The following is a 19,481-nucleotide window of genomic DNA, read 5'->3' on the forward strand; positions in this document are numbered from 1 at the left end:
CCCGGACCCAGCGCCGATGAATATTTCGCGTCTCTTCATCCTGCGGCCGGTCGCGACTTCGCTCCTGATGATCGCGATGGTGCTGATCGGCCTCGTCGCAATGAAGTTCCTGCCGGTTTCCTCGCTGCCCGCGGTGGACTATCCCACCATCCAGGTGCAGACCTTCTATCCGGGCGCGAGCCCGAACGTGATGGCGACCACGGTCACGGCGCCGCTCGAAGTGCAGCTCGGCGAAATCCCGGGCCTGCAGCAGATGATCTCGTACAGCTCCGAGGGCGCCTCGGTCATCACGCTGCAGTTCGACCTCTCGCTGAGCCTCGACGTGGCCGAGCAGAACGTCCAGCAGGCCATCAACGCGGCCAACAGCTTCCTGCCGAGCGGCCTGCCCGCGCCGCCGACCTACGCCAAGGTGAACCCGGCCGACCAGCCGATCCTCACGCTCGCGATCACGTCGAAGTCGATGTCGCTCACGCAGTTGCAGGACGCGGCCAACAACCGTCTCGCCACGAAGATTTCCGAAGTGCCGGGCGTGGGCCTCGTCGCCACGGCGGGCGGCAACGTGCCGGCCGTGCGCGTCGAAGCCGACCCGCAGAAGCTCGCCGCCTATGGCCTGAATCTCGACGACCTGCGCACCCTGCTCGCCAACGTCAACGTGAGCAACCCGAAGGGCAACTTCGACGGCCCGGAACTGAACTACACGATCAATTCGAACGACCAGATCTCGGACCCGAAGGACTACGAAGACACGGTCATCGCCTATGAGAACGGCTCGCCCGTGTTCATGCGCGACGTGGCGCGCGTGTCCACGGCCGCGCAGGACGTAGAGCGCGGCGCCTGGTACAACAAGGCGCCCGCCATCGTGCTGAACGTGCAGCGCCAGCCTGGCGCGAACGTCATCGCCACCGTCAACCAGATCATGCGGCAGCTGCCGCAACTCGAAGCGGCGCTGCCCGCGGGCATGCAGGTCACGGTGGTGTCGAACAGCGTGGGCGTGATCCGCGCTTCGGTGAGCGACGCGGCCTTCGAACTCGTGCTCGCCGTGGCGCTCGTGGTGGCCGTGATCTTCGTGTTCCTGCGCAATCTGCCCGCGACCATCATTCCGAGCATCTCAGTGCCGGTCTCGCTGATCGGCACGCTCGCGATCATGTACGAGCTGGGCTATTCGATCGACAACCTCTCGCTCATGGCGCTCATCATCGCCACGGGCTTCGTGGTGGACGACTCGATCGTGATGATCGAAAACATCGTGCGCTACCTCGAGGAAGGCGACAAACCCTTGCAGGCGGCGTTAAAAGGCGCTGGCCAGATCGGTTTCACGATTCTTTCGCTGACGATCTCGCTCATCGCCGTGCTGATTCCACTGCTCTTCATGGGCGGCGTGATCGGACGCCTCTTCAGCGAATTCGCCGTCACGCTCGCGGTGACCATCGTGCTGTCGGCCGTCGTCTCGCTCACCGTCGTGCCGATGATGTGCGCGCGCATCTTGCGCGCCCAGGCCGAGCGCCACCCGAGCCGCTTCGAGCGCATCAGCGAAGGGCTTTTCAACAAGACGCTCAACGCCTACGAGCGCGGCCTGCGCTGGGTGCTCGACCATCAGACGCTCACGCTCGTCGTGTTCGTGGTGACGGTGGTGCTCACCGGGCTGCTTTACGTCGTGATTCCGAAGGGCCTGTTCCCGGTGCAGGACGTGGGCGTGCTGCAAGGCATCAGCGTGGCCGACAACTCCATCTCCTACCAGGCGATGGTGCGGCGCCAGTCCGCCCTGGCCGAGGAAATCCTCAAGGACCCCGATGTCGTTTCGCTCACCTCGTACGTGGGCATCGACGGCATCAACAACACGCTCAACAACGGGCGCTTCCTCATCAACCTGAAACCGCACGACGACCGCTCCGAAACCGCCGACGAAATCGGTCGGCGCATTCAGCAGTCGGTCGCGAAGGTCGCGGGCGTGCGCCTTTACATCCAGCCCGAGCAGGACCTCACGCTCGACACCACGGTCTCGCGCAACCAGTACAACTTCGTGCTGCGCGGGCCGAGCCAGGACGCGTTCGAGCAGTACGTGCCCGCGCTCATCGCACGCATGAAGCAGATCACGTCGATCCGCGACGTCACGAGCGACCTCAACACGGATGGCCTTTCCGTGAATGTCGAAGTGAACCGCCAGCTCGCGGCGCGCTACGGCATCACGGCGGCCACCATCGACAACGCGCTCTATGACGCGCTGGGCCAGCGCATCGTTTCGACCATCTTCCAGCAGTCGGACCAGTACCGCGTGATTCTCGTGGCGAAGCCCGAGGCGCTGCCCACGGTCGAATCGCTCGGCGACCTTTACCTGCCGAGCCAGACGAGCAGCGAAGGCCAGGTGCCGCTCAAGGGCATTGCGAAGATCAGCATCACGCGCTCGCCGCTCATGATCAGCCACCTCGCGCAGTTCCCTTCGGTCACGATCTCGTTCAATCTCGCCGATGGCGCGTCGCTCTCCGCCGCCGTGCGCGACGTGCGCAAAGCCGAGGCCGCCGTGAACCTGCCGCCCTCGATCACCTCGTCGTTCCAGGGCGCGGCGCAGGCGTTCGAGGATTCGCTTGCCAGCGAGGTGTATCTGCTGATCGCGGCGCTCGTGGCCGTGTATATCGTGCTGGGCGTGCTGTACGAGAGCTATGTGCACCCGGTCACGATTCTTTCTACGCTGCCTTCGGCCGGCATTGGCGCGCTGCTCGCGCTGATGATCGCAGGCAAGGACCTCGACGTGATCGGCATTATCGGCATCGTGCTGCTGATCGGCATCGTCAAGAAGAACGCCATCATGATGGTGGACTTCGCGCTCGAAGCCGAGCGCGTGCACGGCAAGCCGCCGCGCGAGGCGATTTTCGAAGCGTCGCTGCTGCGTTTCCGGCCGATTCTCATGACCACGCTCGCTGCCATGCTCGGCGCACTGCCCATGCTGCTCGGCAGCGGCACGGGCTCGGAACTGCGCCGCCCGCTGGGTCTTGCGATCATCGGCGGGCTCACGCTTTCGCAGATGCTCACGCTGTTCACGACGCCCGTGATCTATCTGCTCTTCGACCGGCTGGCCGAACGCTTCGGCCGCAAGCGCAGGCCTGAAAGCCACGCGGACGGCGACGCGGGCGGCAGTCCCGGCAACGGCGCGCCACCCGCGCCCGAGGGCACGCCGTGAACCTCTCGGCGCTCTTCATCCAGCGGCCGGTCGCGACATCTCTCCTCGCGATCGCCATCCTCATTTCGGGGATGCTCGCCTTTTTCCGGCTGCCGGTCGCGCCGCTGCCCAACATCGCCTACCCGGTGATCGTGGTGCAGGCCAACATGGCAGGCGCGAGCCCGGACATCATGGCGTCCACCGTGGCCGAGCCGCTGGAGCGCCGGCTCGGCACCATCGCGGATGTCAGCCAGCTCACGTCGATCAGCAACACGGGCACGGCGATCATCGTGGTGGTGTTCGGCCTGAACCGCGACATCAACGGTGCCGCGCGCGACGTCGAAGCCGCCATCCAGGCCGCGCGCGCCGACTTGCCTACCACGCTGCGCAGCAACCCCACGTATCGCCAGTACAACCCCGCGAGCGCGCCGATCATGGTGCTCGCGCTCACCTCGGACACGCTCACCAAGGCTCAGCTGTACGACTCCGCCGATTCGGTCATCCAGCAGCAGCTCTCGCAGGTGGACGGCGTGGGCCAGATCACACTGGGCGGCGGCGCGCTGCCCTCGGTGCGCGTGGAGCTGGAGCCGGGCAAGCTCAACAGCTACGGCATCGGCCTCGAAGACGTGCGCGCGTCGATCGGCGCGGCCAACGCGAACAGCGCGAAAGGCCATATCGACCAGGGCAACCAGCGCTACACGGTGACGTCGAACGACCAGATCAGCAAGGCCGCGCCGTTTCGCGACGTGGTGATCGCCTATCGCAACGGCTCGCCCGTGTTCCTGCGCGACGTGGCTTCCGTCGTCGACTCCAACGAAAACATCCGCAACGCGGGCCTCTACAACGGCAAGTCGGCCGTGCTCGTGATCGTCTACCCGATGCCGGGCAGCAACGTCGTGAAGACAGTGCAGCAGATCCGCGATCGCCTGCCCTCCATCGAGGCCGCGCTGCCCGCCACGATCAAGGTGGATGTGGCGATCGACCGCTCCGAGTCCGTGCGCGCCTCCGTGGCCGACACCGAACGCACGCTCTTCATCGCCGTGCTGCTCGTAATCGGCGTGGTGTTCGTGTTCCTGCTCTCGCCGCGAGCCACGCTCATCCCCGCCGTGGCGTTGCCGCTTTCCATCGTGGGCACGTTCGGGCCCATGTACCTGCTCGGCTACAGCATCGACAATCTGTCGCTTATGGCGCTCACCATCGGCACAGGCTTCGTGGTGGACGACGCCGTGGTCGTGCTGGAGAACATCGTGCGCCACATCGAGGCCGGCATGGACCCGAAGGAAGCCGCGCTCAAAGGCGCGGGCGAAGTGGGCTTCACGGTGCTTTCCATGAGCCTTTCGCTCATCGCCGTGTTCCTGCCCATTCTGCTCATGCCCGGCATCGTGGGGCTGCTCTTTCATGAGTTCGCGATGACGCTTTCGATCGCGATCCTCATCTCGCTCGTGATCTCGCTCACGGTCACGCCCACCATGTGCGCCTACGTGCTCAAGCGCGAGGCGCTGCACAAGAAGCCCTCGCGCGCGGCCGTGTGGATCGACGCGCAGTTCGAGCGCTTCAAGCAGTTCTACTCGCGCACGCTCGACGTCGCGCTCGATCACGCGCGGCTCACGATCTTCATCCTGTTCGCGCTGCTGGTCGGCAATGTGTTTCTCGCGCGGCTGCTTTCCGGCACGTTCTTCCCCGAGCAGGACACCGGCATCCTGATCGGGCAGATCATCGCGGACCAGAGCATTTCGTTTACGGCGATGGAAAGAAAGCTCGCGCAGCTGCAGGCCATCGTGAAGGCCGATCCGGCGGTGCAATCGGTGGCGGGCTTCACGGGCGGGCGCGCGCTCAATTCGGCCACCGTGTTCGTCGAGCTGAAACCGCTCAACGAACGTCGCCTGACGGCCACCGAGGTCGTGAACCGCCTGCGTCCCAAGCTCAATGGCGTTTCGGGCGCACGGCTTTTCATGCAGGCCCAGCAGGACCTGCAGATCGGCGGGCGGCAGTCGGCGGCCGAGTATCAGTACACGCTCACGAGCGACGACGCCGACGCGCTCTTCACCTGGGTGCCGCGCCTCGTGGACGAGCTGAACAAGCACCGCAGCCAGATGTCGGATGTGAACTCGGACCTGCAGCAAAATGGTCTGGAGGCCTACATGACGGTGCAGCGCACGACCGCCAAGCGCTACGGGTTCGACCCGAACCAGGTGGACAACGTGCTCTACGACGCCTTCGGCCAGCGCACCGTTTCGACCATCTACAACGCGATCAACCAGTACTTCGTCGTGATGGAAGTAGCGCCGCAGTACTGGCAGTTTCCACAGTCGTTCCAGGACATCTGGCTGAGCACGGCGGCGGGCAACGCGAGCGGCGCCGCGCAAACGCAGATGCCGTCGAGCGTCATCTCGGGCGTCACGCCCTTCACGGCCGTGACCACGGCCACCACGGCAAACGGCAACACCAACGAGCGCAACGCCAACGCGGTGGCCAATCAGCAGAACAATGCGATCGCCAACAGCAAGGGCGGCAGCTCCAGCGGCAGCGCGGACAGCACGGCCGCCGAAACCATGGTGCCGCTCATGGCGCTCATGGACTGGAAGACGCGCCATACGGCCACCCAGGTCAATCACCAGGGCACCGAAGTGGCGGGCACGATTTCGTTCAATCTGCCCAAGGGCGGCTCGCTTTCGGAGGCCGGCACGATCATCGAGCAGGCCGAGCGCAACATCGGCATGCCGGCCTCCATCCACGGCGCGTTCGCGGGTGCGGCGCAGGCCTACGCACAGTCCATGGGCGTCGTGCCGCTGCTCATTCTCGCCGCGCTCGCCGTGGTGTATATCGTGCTGGGCGTGCTGTACGAAAACACCATCCACCCGCTCACGATCCTCTCCACGCTGCCTTCGGCCGGCATTGGCGCGATTCTCGCCATGCTGATCTTCGGCACGCCGTTCTCGGTGATCGCGATGATCGGCATCATCCTGCTCATCGGCATCGTGAAGAAAAACGGCATCATGATGGTCGACGTCGCCATCCAGTTGCAGCGCAACGAGGGCATGGAGGCGCGGCGCGCGATTCACGAAGCCGCCGTGGTGCGCCTGCGACCGATCATGATGACGACCTTCGCGGCCGTGCTCGGCGCGCTGCCGCTCGCCATCGGCATTGGCCAGGGCGCTTCGCTGCGCCAGCCGCTCGGCGTGACGGTGATGGGCGGCCTGCTCCTGAGCCAGGTCTTTACCCTGTACACCACGCCGGTGATCTACCTGTTCCTCGACCGCGTGCGCGCACGCCTCGCGCGCTGGGCCGCGCGCCTGCCGTGGAATCGTCAGGCCGATGAGAGCGCATCATGATGAAAACCCGCCTTAATCCATCGCTCATGCGAATGCTGATCCCCGCCGCCGCAAGCGCTGCCACGCGCGCGCAGGCGCTCGCGCCCCTCACCGTAGCGCTGCTGCTCGCAGGCTGCATGGTCGGGCCGGATTACCACCGCCCGCAGGTCACCGTGCCCGCCACGTGGAAAGAACTGCCTGGCTGGACCCAGGCCGAGCCCGAAGCCGCCCAGGGACCCAAGGGCGAATGGTGGACCGCCTTCCAGGACCCGCTGCTCGACGAACTGGAACCGCTCGTCCAGGTCTCGAACCAGACCGTGCGGCAGAGCTACGCGAACTACCAGCAAGCGCTCGCCGAAGTGCGTGTCGCGCGTGCGAGCCTCTTCCCGACCATCGGCGTTACCGGCTCGCTCGCGCGCGAGCGCTCCTCCACCGGCACGCTCAGCAGCGTGAGCAGCATCACGTCCACGCCGAGCGGCGCGCGTATCGTCAACGGCGGCACGCTCGAAGCGAACGCGAGCTGGGACATCGACCTCTGGGGCCAGGTGCGCCGCCAGATCGAGGAACAGTCGGCCACGGCGCAGGCGAGCGAGGCGACGCTGGCGAACGCTACGCTCTCCGAACAAATTGCGCTGGCGAACGCCGTGATCGATCTGCGCATCACCGATGCCGATATCGACCTGCTCACGCATACCGTGCAGGCGTACTCGGACTTCCTGCGCGTGGTGACCAACCAGGACCAGGCGGGCACCGTGCCGCCGTCCGACCTGATCTCCGCGCGCACGCAGCTCGAATCCGCGCGTGCGAGCCTGATCGCCCTGGGCGTGGCGCGCGCGCAAAACGAGCACGCCATCGCGGTGCTCGTGGGCCGCAACCCCGAAGAGGTCGATATCCCGCACAGCACTCAGCTTCCCGCGCTGCCCGCCATTCCCGCCGGCGTGCCCTCCACGCTGCTGCAGCGGCGGCCCGACATTGCGACCGCCGAACGCCAGATGGCGTCGGCCAACGCGGCGATCGGCGTGGCGGTGGCTGCGTACTATCCGACGATCTCGCTCACTGCGCTCGACGGCTTCACGCAGTCGCCGCTTTCGGGCCTGCTGCACATGAGCAACTATGTGTGGTCGCTCGGCGCGAGCGCGACCCAGACGATCTTCGACGGCGGCCAGCGCAGCGGCCAGGTGGCGGCCGCGCGCGCGAGCTACGACGCGGCGGTGGCGAACTATCGCGGCACGGTGCTGACGGCGTTCCAGGGGGTGGAGAACGATCTCTCGGGGCTGCGCATCCTCGCGCAGCAGGCCGACGTGCTCGATACCGCCGTGCGCGACGCCATCCGCGGCGCGCAGATCGCGCAAAACGAATACGAGGCGGGCACCGTGGACTACACGACAGTGGCCACGGCCCTGGCTACACAGGTGACCAATCAGCAGAGCGCGCTCAACGTGCATCAGCAGCGGCTGCTCGATACGGCTTCGCTGATCGGCGACCTGGGCGGCGGCTGGTCCGGGCAGCTGCACGATGCGCAGCATCCGGCGCGTGCGGTGGCGCCGGCTTCCGACGCCGCGGCGGCGGGCGCGAGCGCAAGCGGTCCGGCAAACGTGGAAGCGAGCAGGACGCAGGGCGCCGCTGCGAGCCCCTGACCGGGCGACCCTGCGCTACGCGCGCGGCTCGCGTTCCGAAGCCGTCGTCACCGGCATGGCGGAGGCCGGCAGGCCGAACACGGCATCGAAAATCAGGTTATAGACGTAGTTGTAGACGAGAAAGAACATCGAGAGGCCGATATCCATCGCGAACGCCTCGATCAACGTCACGTGCAGCGTGAGCGCGATCATCGGCACGAGGAATACCACGAGGCCGCCCTCGAAGCCGACCGCATGCGCAATACGGCGCGCGACACTGCGGCCGCGTTTCGTCTGGCGCGCTTCCCAGCGCTCGAACAGCAGGTTGAAGACGAAGTTCCAGCCCACCGCGATCAGCGATGAAAACACCGCCGCCGCGCCCGCGCGGTCCATGCCGCTGCCCGAGAGCGAGGCGAAGCTCGTGCTGGTAATCAGGATCGCGATGCCTTCGAACAGCGTGACGTACACGATCCGGCGTTTGATACCCTGCATGGACCCATGCTCCTGATGCGGCTCCCGCGTGGCTTCGGGCCGCGTCATTCGCCGCACCTGCTGCGAGCGCGGCGAAACCCTGCGCGAATCAACCGAGATCGGTGAATACCGAAGCTGCGGACAAACGCGACTTCGGCAGCTTCGCGTTGAAGTCGTCGGCGCTGCGGTAGCCGAGGCCGACCACCACCAAAGCGGTGAGGCCCTGCTCGCGCAGGCCCAGTTCCTCGTCGAGCGCTTTCGCGTCGAAGCCTTCCATCGGGCAGGCGTCGATTTCGAGCGTCGACGCGCCGATCAGCAGCGTGCCGAGCGCGAGATACGCCTGCTTTTCCATCCAGGCCGGCAGGTCGTTGCGCTCGCGATGCAGGTTCACATAGAACGCGCGCGTCTTTTCCTGACCCGCCTTCGCCTCGGCATTGGCGAAGCGGCCGTCCGCTTCTTCCTGCGCGAGCACTTCGGCGAGGTGCGCTTCGTCCATGTCGGTGCGCACGCACAGCACTACCACGTGCGAGGCGCGCGTGACCTTCGGCTCGTTGTACGCGAAACCTTCCATGCCCTTGGCGATACGCGCACGCGCCGCGTCGCTTTCGGCCACCACGAAATGCCACGGCTGCGAATTGACCGACGAGGGACTGAAGCGGATCAGCTCCTTGAGTTCGTCGATGACGGCCGCGGGAATCTTGCGGACTGGGTCGAACGCCTTGGTGGCGTGGCGGGCTTTCGCGAAGCGGGTGAGATTCAAGCGGTTTTCTCCTTCGTATGCGGTCGGCCGGGGCAGTACCCGGCAAGGGCGACATCGTACCAGCATCGTGTGCCGGCCGCGGGGGCGGTCTGCGCGCCCGGCGCGCCTGCGCTATGCTTGAAGGCTGAAATCGCCGCGGCGGCGGCTCAGCAGCCATGCGCCGCCAGCAAGGAGAATACCGATCATGCGCCAGGCCATCCATCATCTGCCGGTGAGCACGCGCACGCGCGGGCTCGTCGAGATCAGCCAGGAGGTGCGCGCGTTCGTGCGCGAACAGCGCATCGCCACCGGCTTGCTCACCCTCTTTTGCCGCCACACTTCAGCGTCGCTCGTCATCCAGGAAAACGCCGATCCTTCGGTGCGCCGCGATATCGAACGCTACTTCGAGCAGCTCGCGCCCGAAGATCCCCAGCGCTACGAGCACGACACCGAAGGCCCCGACGACATGCCCGCGCATTTGCGCACGGCGCTCACGCACACGCAGCTCTGCATCCCGGTCGAGCACGGCAATCCCGTGCTGGGCACGTGGCAGGGCATCTATGTGTTCGAGCATCGGCGCGCGGCGCACACGCGCGATATCGTGCTGCATCTGATCGGCGAATGAGCAGATCAGGCGCAGACACGCAAATCCCGTACGCAAGCGCTATGCTTGCGTCTTTCGTTCAACCGATTCACCGAGGGTTGCCCCAAATGAAACAGTCCGCCGGATCCATGATTTCCTTCACCCGCCCTGACGGCCAGTCGCTCCAGGGTTATCTCGCCAAACCGGAGAAGACCGAAGGCGCGCCCGCCATCGTCGTGATCCAGGAATGGTGGGGCTTGAACGACCAGATCCGCGGCGTGGCCGACCGGCTCGCGCAGGCTGGCTACTTCGCGCTCGTGCCCGACCTCTATCGCGGCAAGAGCACGGTCGAACAGGAAGAGGCCCACCATCTGATGACGGGCCTCGACTTCGCGGATGCCGCCTCGCAGGACGTGTATGGCGCGGTCAACTATCTGAAGACGCTCACGGACCGTGTGAGCGTGACGGGCTACTGCATGGGCGGCGCGCTCACGCTGCTCGCGGCCACCATGGTGCCGGGCCTTGCGAGCGCGGTGGTGTGGTATGGCTTCCCGCCGCTCGAATACATCGACGTGAGCAAGATCACGGCGCCCATCCTCGGCCACTTTGCAACCCAGGACCAGGCGTTCAGCATCGAAACCGTCGCGGAACTCGAAACGAAGCTCAAGGGCGCCAACGTCGACGTCGAGTTCCATCGCTATCTCGCCCACCACGCGTTTGCGAACGAGACCGCCGTGGGCCCGAACCGCATCCCCATCACGCAGTACGATCCGGTCTGGGCGCAGCTCGCGTGGGACCGCTCGCTGACGTTCTGGGGCCGCACGATGTGGCCGCAGCGCACGGCGCGCTAAAGCACCGGCAGCGGCCCGCGCCGCCGCGCGGAACTGTCGTAGAATCGGCGTCGCCCCGCCTCGCGCGGGCGACGCCGATTTGCATTGCAGCGCCTTCGTCCCTCTCACGCTTTTCGCGGAGACTCCATGACGCCGCTCATCCTCCAGCGCCCCGCGCTGCTGTTCATCGTGCTGATCCTGGTGCTGCCGCTTGCCGCCGCACTCGGCGCAAACGTGCTGCACCGCTACTTCCCGCTCGCCGAGGAGGCGCGCGAGAACTACAAGATCGTGCAGGGCGCGACGCTCACGCTGCTCGCGCTCCTGATCGGCTTCACGCTCTCGATGGCCGTGAGCCGCTACGACCAGCGCAAGAACCTGGAGGAAGAGGAAGCCAACGCGATCGGCACGGAGTATCTGCGCGCCGAGCTGCTTGGCGGCGAGGCGACTGCCCAGACCAAGGCGCTGCTTGCGCGCTATCTTCAGGCGCGCATCCACTTCTACGTCGTGCACGAGCCCGGCGCACTCGATCAGATCAACCGCGACACCGGCGAGCTTCAGACGCAACTCTGGGCGAGCGTGCGCGATCCCGCGAAGTCGCAGCCGAATCCGGTGATGGCGCTGGTGGTCTCCGGCATGAACGACGTCATCAACACCCAGGGCTACACGCAGGCCGCGTGGATCAACCGCATTCCCGTCGCCGCGTGGGTGCTGATGATCAGCATCGCCATCTTCAGCAACCTGATGCAGGGCTACGGCGCGCACGGCCAGGTCGGCCGGCGGGTGCTGCTGCTCATCCTGCCCGTCACCGTGACGCTGTCGCTCACGCTCATCGCCGATATCGACAGCCCGCGCGGCGGCCTCATTCGCGTCGCGCCGCTCAATCTGATGAGTCTTGCGCAGTCCATGCCCGCCAATCCCTGAACTCCGCTCCAGGACGCCTCGCGATCACGTCCAGGCCCGTACAGCCATGAAAGTCATCCGCTCGAAAACCTTCACCGCCACCCGCCCGTGGGGCGCGCTCGACATCGCCAACATGAACGGCACCACCGTGCGCCTGCACTGGACCGACCAGCCGTACAAATGGCACGTCAACGACGGCGAGGAAGTGTTCGCCGTGCTCGACGGCGTGGTCGACATGCATTACCGCGAAGACGGCGCGGAGCGGGTCGCGGTGCTCGAAGCCGGCGACGTGTTCTTCGCGGGCGTGGGCTGCGAGCACGTCGCGCATCCGCGCGGCGAGGCGCGCATTCTCGTGGTCGAGCGCGAAGGCAGCGTGTAAGCCGCGTCTTGCGGCGAAAAGACGGTATGCGCCATTTCCACTAAACTTGGCGGCCTGACTCCACTCCCGCCTGTCGATCAGGCCGCGGCGCGCCTTGCACGGCAAGCGCCGCGCCGTTGAAGGCCTTCAAGGACGCCGCATGAACGACCTTTCCGCATTTCCCATCACCCGCAAGTGGCCAGCGCTTCACCCCGATCGCATCCAGCTCTATTCGCTGCCCACGCCCAATGGCGTCAAGGTCTCGATCATGCTGGAGGAAAGCGGCCTGCCTTATGAGCCGCATCTCGTGCGCTTCGACGCGAATGACCAGATGTCGCCGGAATTCCTCTCGCTGAACCCCAACAACAAGATTCCCGCGATCCTCGATCCCAACGGCCCGGGCGGCGAGCCGCTCGCGCTGTTCGAATCGGGCGCGATCCTCATCTATCTCGCCGACAAGAGCGGCCGCTTTCTCGCCCGTGAAGGCGCGGCGCGCTACGAAACGATCCAGTGGGTCATGTTCCAGATGGGCGGCATCGGGCCGATGTTCGGTCAGGTGGGCTTCTTCCACAAGTTCGCGGGCAAGGAGTACGAGGACAAGCGTCCGCGCGACCGCTACGTCGCCGAGTCGCGGCGTCTGCTCGCCGTGCTCGACCAGCGCCTCGAGGGGCGCAAGTGGATCATGGGCGACGAGTACACCATCGCCGACATCGCCACGTTTGGTTGGGTGCGCAACCTCGTTGGCTTCTACGAGGCCGGCGACCTCGTCGGTTACGCCGATTTCAGGAACGTCGCGCGCGCGCTCGGAGCATTCGTCGCGCGTCCGGCGGTCGAGCGCGGGCTCAACATTCCCCCGCGCGGCTAAGGCGCGCCCACGGCGTCATTGCGGCGCCGCTTTCACGCGCGCCGCAACCGAGTCGGCCACTTCGGCCGCCGCACGGTCCACGTTCTTGCGGTCATCGGCGCGCGCGAGCACGAATTTGGCCGCCGCCACGTACGGATTGAGCGCGATGGCCGCGCCGGCGCCCGGCTTCGCATGGCTCGACTGGCTGTCGATCACCTGATAAAGCGGCTGCGGCGCCTGGGTAGCCAGGTTGTCCACGGCCACCGCCAGCTCGATCTGGCTCGCGCCCGAGCCGAACCCCACCACCGCGCGCCGCATGCTGTTGCCTTCGTCCACGCTCAGGAAGACGCCGCGCACGAGCCAGCCCTGCGCGGGTAGCGGCGTGCCACTGGGCAGGCGGCGTGCGTCGAGGCCCTTCTCGCGCAGGTCGTTCACCAGCGCATCGGCCATTTTCGTGACGACCTGATCGGCCTGCTGCTGCGGGTCGCGGTGGCGCAACAGCGGTCGTGGCAGCAAGCCGCCCATGTGCTCGCGCGCATTCTCCACAGGATTCGAATCCTGCTTGACGTTGGCCGCGTCGAGTTCGAAGTCCGTCACGTAGACGAGCGGCGCGCCCGGTTGTTGAGCCGCGGCGAGCGGCGCGAATGCGCACAGGCAGACTGTCGCGAACAGCTTCCAGTTCCATTGCATCTTCATCGCAAGCTCCCGTACGTTCGCCAGCCATCCATTCATTCATTCACGCCGTGGGCGCCCGTGCGGCACGGCCATCAAGCGTCGATCAGCCCGAGCCGCGCCAGGTCGCTCGCGAGCGATTCGGTTTCGACGAAGTGGCACGCCTGCAACCCCGCGTCGAGCGCGCCCGTGACGTTCGCTTCGCTGTCGTCGATGAAGAGCGTTTCCTGGGGCTGCGCGCCGAGCTTTGCAACGCAGCCCAGGTAGGTCTGCGCGGCCGGCTTGACCGCGCCGAACGTCGCCGACGAATAGACCTGTGAACCGAAAAGCCGCGCAACGGGCGGATTCAGATAGTCGAGGTGATGCGTGACGAGCGAGCAGTTGTTGGTCAACACGGCGATGCGGCAACGCGCGGCTACACGCTGCGCCAGCGCGAGCGCCGCCTCGTTCGGCGTGATCGACGCGCGCCTCGCCGCGAGCCACACGTCGCGGCCCACCTCACAGCCGAGCATTGCGCCCAGTGCGCGCAGATAAGCGTCGGGGTCGATCTCGCCCGCGTCGGCGCGCGCTTCGAGACCCGAGCCCCAGATCGCGTGACGCACCGCTGCAGGCGGCGCGCCGGTCGCGGCCGCGAGGCTCGCCACGCGCGCGTCGCGATCGTAGTGGGACAGCACGCCTTCCATGTCGAACAGGACTACGCCGATCGCCGCCATCTGCCGCTCCCGCCACGATATTTCGCACTGCGGTCCCGCCACATCCGCAGCCGATCATACCGCCGGCCGGCGCCAGGCGGCGCACGAATGACACTCATGAGGCGCGCTGATCGCGCCCCTAAAACCACCCATCGATTTTGGGTAAACTGGGACGCATGGACACCTGCCGTTACTGCGGAAAACTGCGCGACGAATGGGATTGCCACGGGCCAGCGTGCCGCCAGGCGATCGCGCAGGCGCTGCACCGCCAGCGCAAGGGACTGCCGATGGTCGCGAACGTGATCCGCAACGAAATCCCCGCCGACGCCACCACCGGCCAGATCATCACCGTGCTTTCGCGCCAGCGCCAGCGTGCGAGGCGCGGCAACGAGGAACGACGCGAGCGCAAGGCGCTCGATCTCCCCGAGAGCGAGTAAGGCTCCCGCCGAACCCGGTCAGCGCCCGCTCTCGTCCTCGTTTGCCGGCGCCGCAATGCCGATGCGCGCGAACGTTTCCTCCAGATGATTGACGCACACGCGGACCTTCGCGGACTGCGCGAGGCGCGCCGGGTACACGGCCCAGACATTGGCCGGCTGCGTGACGCCGGGCAGCACGCGCTGCAGGCGCCCGCTCTCCAGCAGTGGCGCAACATCCCACATCGAGCGCAGCACGATGCCGCGGCCCGCCAGCGCCCACTGCACGGCCACCTCGCCGTGATTGGTCGAGAGCGGCCCAGCCACTTTCCTGAAACCGTCTCGCCATGCCTGGTCAGGCGCCAAACGCCGAACGGATGATCGCGCTCCTTGATCGCGAGACACGCGTGTTCGGCGAGATCGGCGACCTCCTGTGGCGCGCCGCGCCGCGCAAGATACGCGGGCGCTGCGCAAAGCACGCGATAGTTCGTGGCGAGACGGCGCGCGATCAGATGGCCGGCGATCTCGTCGCCGATACGCACGTCGAGATCGAAACCCTCGCCCGCCACGTCGACGAGCCGGTCGAACAGTTCGAGGCGCACGCTCAGTTGCGGATACCGCTCGGAAAGCCCGGCGAGCGCGGGCGCGACGAAGTTGCGGCCAAAGCCGAAGCTGCTCGACACGCGCAGCGTGCCGCGCGGAATGCGCCGCGTGGTGGAGACGTCGTCCACGAGGCGCTCGACGTCGTCGAGGATCTTGCCCGCCGACGCATAGACGCGCTCGCCCGCCTCGGTCATCGCGACGCGCCGCGTCGAGCGGTGCAACAGGCGCGTGCCGAGACGCGCCTCGAGCACGCCCACACGCTTGCTCACATAGGCCGGCGACGCCGCAAGCGCTTCGGCCGCCGCGGTGAAGCTCGCTTTGCGCGCGACCATGCAGAACACGCGCAGGTCGTCGAGCTCCGGCGACGCGACAGATTTCGGCGCTTTCGGTGCGTCCGGCATAGGCGTCACCGCGGCGTCATAGCGCGGCGGCTACCGCTTCGCCCAGCGCAGTCGTGTTCGCCGTGCCGCCCATGTCGGGCGTGCGCGGGCCTTCCACCAGCACCTTCTCGATGGCCTGCATGATCGCGTCGTGCGCGGCCTTGTATTGCGCGTCGCCGTTGCCGAGGAAGTCGAGCATCATCGCGCCCGACCAGATCATCGCGATCGGGTTGGCGATCTGCTTGCCGAAGATGTCGGGCGCCGAGCCGTGCACCGGCTCGAACAGCGAGGGGAACTTGCGCTCGGGATTCAGATTGGCCGAAGCCGCCAGACCGATCGTGCCCGTGCATGCGGGGCCGAGGTCCGAAAGGATGTCGCCGAAGAGGTTCGAGGCGACGACCACGTCGAAGCGGTCCGGCTGCAGCACGAAACGCGCGCACAGAATGTCGATGTGCTGCTTGTCCCACTTCACGTCGGGATACGCCTCGCCCATCGCCGCCACGCGCTCGTCCCAGTACGGCATGCTGATCGAGATGCCGTTCGATTTGGTGGCTGCCGTGAGTTTCTTGCGGCCGCGCTGGTTTGCGAGGTCGAACGCGTACTTGAGAATGCGGTCCACGCCGTGGCGCGTGAACACCGACTCCTGCAGCACGAACTCGCGCTCGGTGCCTTCGAACATCTTGCCGCCCACCGAGCTGTACTCGCCCTCGGTGTTCTCGCGCACCACGAGAAAGTCGATGTCGCCGGGCTTGCGGTTGGCGAGCGGGCACGGCACGCCGGGCAGCAGACGCACCGGGCGCAGGTTGACGTACTGGTCGAACTCGCGGCGGAACTTCAGCAGCGAGCCCCACAGCGAAATATGATCGGGCACCTTGTCGGGCCAGCCGACCGCGCCGAAATAGATCGCGTCGAAGCCCTCGAGCGTGGCGAACCAGTCGTCGGGCATCATCTTGCCGTGCTGCAGGTAGTAGTCGCAGCTTGCCCAGTCGAAATGCGTGATTTCGAGCTTCAGGCCGAACTTCGCGGCCGCCGCCTCGACGACGCGCACGCCCTCGGGCATTACTTCCTGGCCGATACCGTCGCCGGCGATGGCGGCGATTTTGAATGTCTTGCTCATGTCGCGTTCTCCGTTTCTGTGTTGATTCTGTGCTGATGCGCCAGCATGCCCGAAAAACCGCCGGCAACCAGCCCCGCAGGCGTGGATAGATTCAACACGAAACGTGAATAATCGCACGAGGGCGCGCCACAGTCCATGGATGCGCCATATTCAGCGCCCGCCGATTTCCTGCCGATAGCCGATCTCGCCTAAAATCTCGTTTGGCTCCACCGCGCCTTTCGCTGGAACGGCGCATATCCAGATCGACCGACTTATGTTCTCGCTTTCCGACACCCTTCCCTCCGACAAACCCGCCCTCTACGAATCGCTGGCTGCGCAGGCGCGCTCGCTGATCGAAGGCGAAACCGACGTCATCGCGAACGCCGCGAACTTCGCTTCGCTCGTGTTTCATTCGCTCGAGGGCCTGAACTGGGCGGGCTTTTACTCGTTCGACGGCACCGAGCTCGTGGTCGGTCCGTTCCAGGGCAAACCGGCGTGCGTGCGCATTCCCCTGGGCAAGGGCGTATGCGGCACGGCGGCGGCCACGCGGCAAACGCAAGTGGTGCCCGATGTGCACGCGTTCGCGGGCCACATTGCGTGCGATTCGGCTTCGCAGTCGGAAATCGTCGTGCCCCTCGTCACGCCGGACGGCGAGCTGATCGGCGTATGGGACGTGGACAGTCCGCATCTCGCGCGCTTCGACGAAGAGGACGCGAAAGGCATGGAGTTGCTGTGCCGCACGTTCATCGAATACGGCATGAAGCGTCGCTGAGCGCTGTTGTTACGCGCCCTTATACTGGGCGCTCGACGCGTGCTCAGGATGCCGAATCGTCTGACGCATTCTCCTTGACGAAGTCGACGAATGCGCGCAGCGGCGCCGGCAGGTGCCGCCGCCCAGGGTAGTAGAGAAACGGCCCCGGAAACGACACATCCCAGTCGTCGAGCAGGCGCACGAGCGCGCCGCTGCGGATATGCGGCAGCAACATCTCTTCGAACAGATACACGATGCCGACGCCGTCGAGCGCCATGTTGATCAGCAGGTCGAGCGCGGCGCCAGGACGCACGACGAGCACCGTGGGCGGGTCGAGGCGCAGCACTTCGCCGTCCCGCTCGAAATGCCAGAGCGGCATCGCGCCGCCCGCAAACTGCACGCGCAGGCAAGCGTGGTCGAGCAGTTCACGTGGATGTTCAGGCCGCCCCCGCGCCGCGAGATACGCGGGAGATGCGACCGCCGCGAAGCGCTCTACGCGCGGACCGATGGGAATCGCGATCATGTCCTGCTCCAGCCGCTCGTCGTAGCGAATACCGGCGTCGCAGCCGATCTGCAGCACGTCGACGAAGCCGTCCTCCACCACCACCTCGACGCGGATCTCGGGATAGGCGCGTTGGAACGGCGCGAGCACGCCCGGCAGGATGGTGCGCGCCGCACTCGCGGGCACGTTGAGCTTGAGCGTGCCCGCCGGCTTTTCGCGGTAGCCGTTGAGCACGTCGAGCGCCGCTTCCATCTCGCTGAAAAGCGGCGTGATCGATTCGAGCAGACGCTTCCCCGCCTCGGTCGGCGCGACGCTGCGCGTGGTGCGGTTCAACAGGCGCAGCCCGAGCTTCGCCTCCAGCCTGCGCACCGCGGCACTCAGGCTCGACGCCGAAACGCCGCCCACGCGCGCCGCGTCGCGAAAGCCGCCCGCACGCGCCACCGAAACGAAAGCGGCCAGATCGTTCATTTCCATCGGCATGGTTCACCCCGCACTGTTCGATTTCCCGCACAGCCTATTCTAATCAGATGGGATTATCGGACAATTCGAACGCGCCCATACATACAACGTTCCCGGCTACAGGCCACGCCGTAGACATTCTCCTGTGCGCCTGCGGCGATCGATTCATGCGATTGTCTTCTGCCCTTTACCAATCGCGTCCAGTTGCGCCAGTACCTCACCGGAGAGCTCAAGCGTCTGCGCTGTCATGTTCTCGCGTAGATGCGCCAGCGACGATGTCCCCGGAATCAAAAGAATATTTGGCGACCGGTGCAGAAGCCACGCTAGCGCAACGGCCATCGGCGTGGCCTCGAGCATTCTTGCTATGTCTGACAGCGCTGAGGACTGAATCGGCGTGAAACCGCCCAGCGGGAAGAACGGCACATAGGCGACACCGCGTGCCGCCAGCGCATCGATCAACCCATCGTCGTCGCGGTGCACCAGGTTGTAGTGGTTCTGGACACAGACTATCGGTGCGATCTTTTCTGCATCGTCGATCTGCTTCGCTGTCGCGTTGGAGATGCCGATGTGGCGCACGAGCCCACGCTCGCGCAGTGCGGCGAGCGCTTCCATTTCCCGTTCGACGGAGCCTTCGGCGGGCTTGTGGACGTCGCCCATGATGCGCAGATTGACCACGTCGAGCGTGTCGAGTCCCAGATTGCGCAGATTGTCGTGCACGGCGCGCTCGATGTCGGAGGGCTCCAGCGCGGGCAGCCAGGCGCCCGTGCCGTCGCGCACCGCGCCCACCTTGGTGACGATCGTGAGATCGTCGGCATAGGGATGGAGCGCCTCGCGGATGATCTGGTTCGTCACGTGCGGGCCATAGAAGTCGCTCGTGTCGAGATGGTTTACGCCGAGTGCGAGCGCCTCGCGCAGCACAGCCACGGCAGCCGCGCGGTCCTTCGGCGGGCCGAATACGCCGGGGCCGGCAAGTTGCATGGCCCCGTAGCCCACACGGTTGACGGTGCGGCCGGCGAATGGGAACGTGCGCGCGGGTTGTGCGCGTTGTTTGGTCTGGGCGGGGGAATGGTTGGACGGCTGCGGCATGTCGTGCTCCTCGTAAACGGA

General features: G+C 66.1%; 17 protein-coding genes and 1 pseudogene. 10 read left to right on the forward strand and 8 right to left on the reverse strand.

Features of this window, described 5'->3' with window-relative positions; translation table 11 throughout:
* The first annotated feature begins 16 nt into the window (after positions 1-16).
* Genes AB3X98_RS15090 through AB3X98_RS15100 form a run of 3 tightly spaced genes read left to right on the forward strand, consistent with a single transcriptional unit; the run spans position 17 to position 8,102 of the window.
* Positions 17-3,175: an efflux RND transporter permease subunit gene (locus AB3X98_RS15090; RefSeq protein WP_368610272.1), complete on the forward strand. Its 3,159-nt coding sequence runs from the start codon at positions 17-19 to the stop codon at positions 3,173-3,175.
* Complete coding sequence (locus tag AB3X98_RS15095; RefSeq protein ID WP_368606004.1) at positions 3,172-6,486, forward strand: efflux RND transporter permease subunit; 3,315 nt, start codon at positions 3,172-3,174, stop codon at positions 6,484-6,486. The genes AB3X98_RS15090 and AB3X98_RS15095 overlap by 4 nt, the downstream gene beginning before the upstream one ends.
* A gap of 32 nt (positions 6,487-6,518) precedes the next feature.
* A complete protein-coding gene (locus tag AB3X98_RS15100) occupies positions 6,519-8,102 on the forward strand; it encodes an efflux transporter outer membrane subunit (protein ID WP_368606024.1) in 1,584 nt (527 codons plus the stop codon).
* Between the two features lie 15 nt (positions 8,103-8,117).
* Here AB3X98_RS15100 and AB3X98_RS15105 read toward each other — a convergent pair whose 3' ends face one another.
* Positions 8,118-8,573 carry a PACE efflux transporter gene (locus tag AB3X98_RS15105; protein WP_342947430.1) on the reverse strand — a complete coding sequence of 152 codons (456 nt, stop codon included), beginning with the start codon at positions 8,571-8,573 and terminating at the stop codon, positions 8,118-8,120.
* An 88-nt stretch (positions 8,574-8,661) separates the two neighbouring features.
* Positions 8,662-9,312: an oxygen-insensitive NAD(P)H nitroreductase gene (gene nfsB / locus AB3X98_RS15110; RefSeq protein ID WP_368606003.1), complete on the reverse strand. Its 651-nt coding sequence runs from the start codon at positions 9,310-9,312 to the stop codon at positions 8,662-8,664.
* A 184-nt stretch (positions 9,313-9,496) separates the two neighbouring features.
* Here nfsB and AB3X98_RS15115 point away from each other — a divergent pair, with 184 nt between their 5' ends.
* The 5 genes from AB3X98_RS15115 to AB3X98_RS15135 all read left to right on the forward strand — a co-directional run bounded on the left by AB3X98_RS15115 (position 9,497) and on the right by AB3X98_RS15135 (position 12,827).
* Positions 9,497-9,916, forward strand: a complete 420-nt coding sequence (locus AB3X98_RS15115) for a secondary thiamine-phosphate synthase enzyme YjbQ (RefSeq protein ID WP_069268621.1) — start codon at positions 9,497-9,499, stop codon at positions 9,914-9,916.
* Between the two features lie 86 nt (positions 9,917-10,002).
* The gene (locus tag AB3X98_RS15120; protein WP_368606002.1) at positions 10,003-10,725 is read left to right on the forward strand and encodes a dienelactone hydrolase family protein; all 723 of its coding nucleotides are present in this window, start codon (positions 10,003-10,005) and stop codon (positions 10,723-10,725) included.
* A 126-nt stretch (positions 10,726-10,851) separates the two neighbouring features.
* A complete protein-coding gene (locus AB3X98_RS15125) occupies positions 10,852-11,625 on the forward strand; it encodes a hypothetical protein (protein ID WP_342947429.1) in 774 nt (257 codons plus the stop codon).
* Positions 11,626-11,671: 46 nt separating this feature from the next.
* Positions 11,672-11,983, forward strand: coding sequence for a cupin (locus AB3X98_RS15130; protein ID WP_368606001.1), 312 nt, complete (start codon positions 11,672-11,674; stop codon positions 11,981-11,983).
* A gap of 139 nt (positions 11,984-12,122) precedes the next feature.
* Positions 12,123-12,827, forward strand: coding sequence for a glutathione S-transferase N-terminal domain-containing protein (locus AB3X98_RS15135; RefSeq protein WP_342947428.1), 705 nt, complete (start codon positions 12,123-12,125; stop codon positions 12,825-12,827).
* Positions 12,828-12,842: 15 nt separating this feature from the next.
* On the opposite strand, the gene AB3X98_RS15140 is transcribed toward AB3X98_RS15135, so the two are convergent.
* Positions 12,843-13,538 (reverse strand): DUF4410 domain-containing protein, encoded by a 696-nt coding sequence (locus AB3X98_RS15140; RefSeq protein WP_368606000.1) that lies wholly within the window; start codon positions 13,536-13,538, stop codon positions 12,843-12,845.
* A 35-nt stretch (positions 13,539-13,573) separates the two neighbouring features.
* The gene (locus AB3X98_RS15145; protein ID WP_368605999.1) at positions 13,574-14,191 is read right to left on the reverse strand and encodes an HAD family hydrolase; all 618 of its coding nucleotides are present in this window, start codon (positions 14,189-14,191) and stop codon (positions 13,574-13,576) included.
* Positions 14,192-14,346: 155 nt separating this feature from the next.
* Between AB3X98_RS15145 and AB3X98_RS15150 the strand changes: the two genes are divergently transcribed.
* Positions 14,347-14,607, forward strand: coding sequence for a hypothetical protein (locus AB3X98_RS15150; RefSeq protein ID WP_069268628.1), 261 nt, complete (start codon positions 14,347-14,349; stop codon positions 14,605-14,607).
* A gap of 18 nt (positions 14,608-14,625) precedes the next feature.
* Here the strand turns inward: AB3X98_RS15150 and AB3X98_RS15155 are convergent.
* Both AB3X98_RS15155 and AB3X98_RS15160 read right to left on the reverse strand, forming a co-directional pair.
* A pseudogene (locus AB3X98_RS15155) lies at positions 14,626-15,587 on the reverse strand (LysR substrate-binding domain-containing protein).
* 16 nt (positions 15,588-15,603) lie between these two features.
* Positions 15,604-16,683 carry a tartrate dehydrogenase gene (locus AB3X98_RS15160; RefSeq protein ID WP_368610273.1) on the reverse strand — a complete coding sequence of 360 codons (1,080 nt, stop codon included), beginning with the start codon at positions 16,681-16,683 and terminating at the stop codon, positions 15,604-15,606.
* Positions 16,684-16,936: 253 nt separating this feature from the next.
* Here AB3X98_RS15160 and AB3X98_RS15165 point away from each other — a divergent pair, with 253 nt between their 5' ends.
* On the forward strand, positions 16,937-17,434 hold the full coding sequence (locus AB3X98_RS15165) for a GAF domain-containing protein (protein ID WP_069268631.1): 498 nt from the start codon (positions 16,937-16,939) through the stop codon (positions 17,432-17,434).
* A 43-nt stretch (positions 17,435-17,477) separates the two neighbouring features.
* Here the strand turns inward: AB3X98_RS15165 and AB3X98_RS15170 are convergent, their stop codons facing one another.
* Both AB3X98_RS15170 and AB3X98_RS15175 read right to left on the reverse strand, forming a co-directional pair.
* Positions 17,478-18,389, reverse strand: a complete 912-nt coding sequence (locus AB3X98_RS15170; protein ID WP_368605997.1) for a LysR substrate-binding domain-containing protein — start codon at positions 18,387-18,389, stop codon at positions 17,478-17,480.
* Between the two features lie 150 nt (positions 18,390-18,539).
* Positions 18,540-19,460, reverse strand: coding sequence for an aldo/keto reductase family oxidoreductase (locus tag AB3X98_RS15175; RefSeq protein WP_368605996.1), 921 nt, complete (start codon positions 19,458-19,460; stop codon positions 18,540-18,542).
* Positions 19,461-19,481 lie beyond the last annotated feature (21 nt).

The organism is Paraburkholderia sp. BR14312, assembly GCF_040948675.1.
GTDB classification, from domain to species: Bacteria; Pseudomonadota; Gammaproteobacteria; order Burkholderiales; family Burkholderiaceae; genus Paraburkholderia; species Paraburkholderia nodosa_A.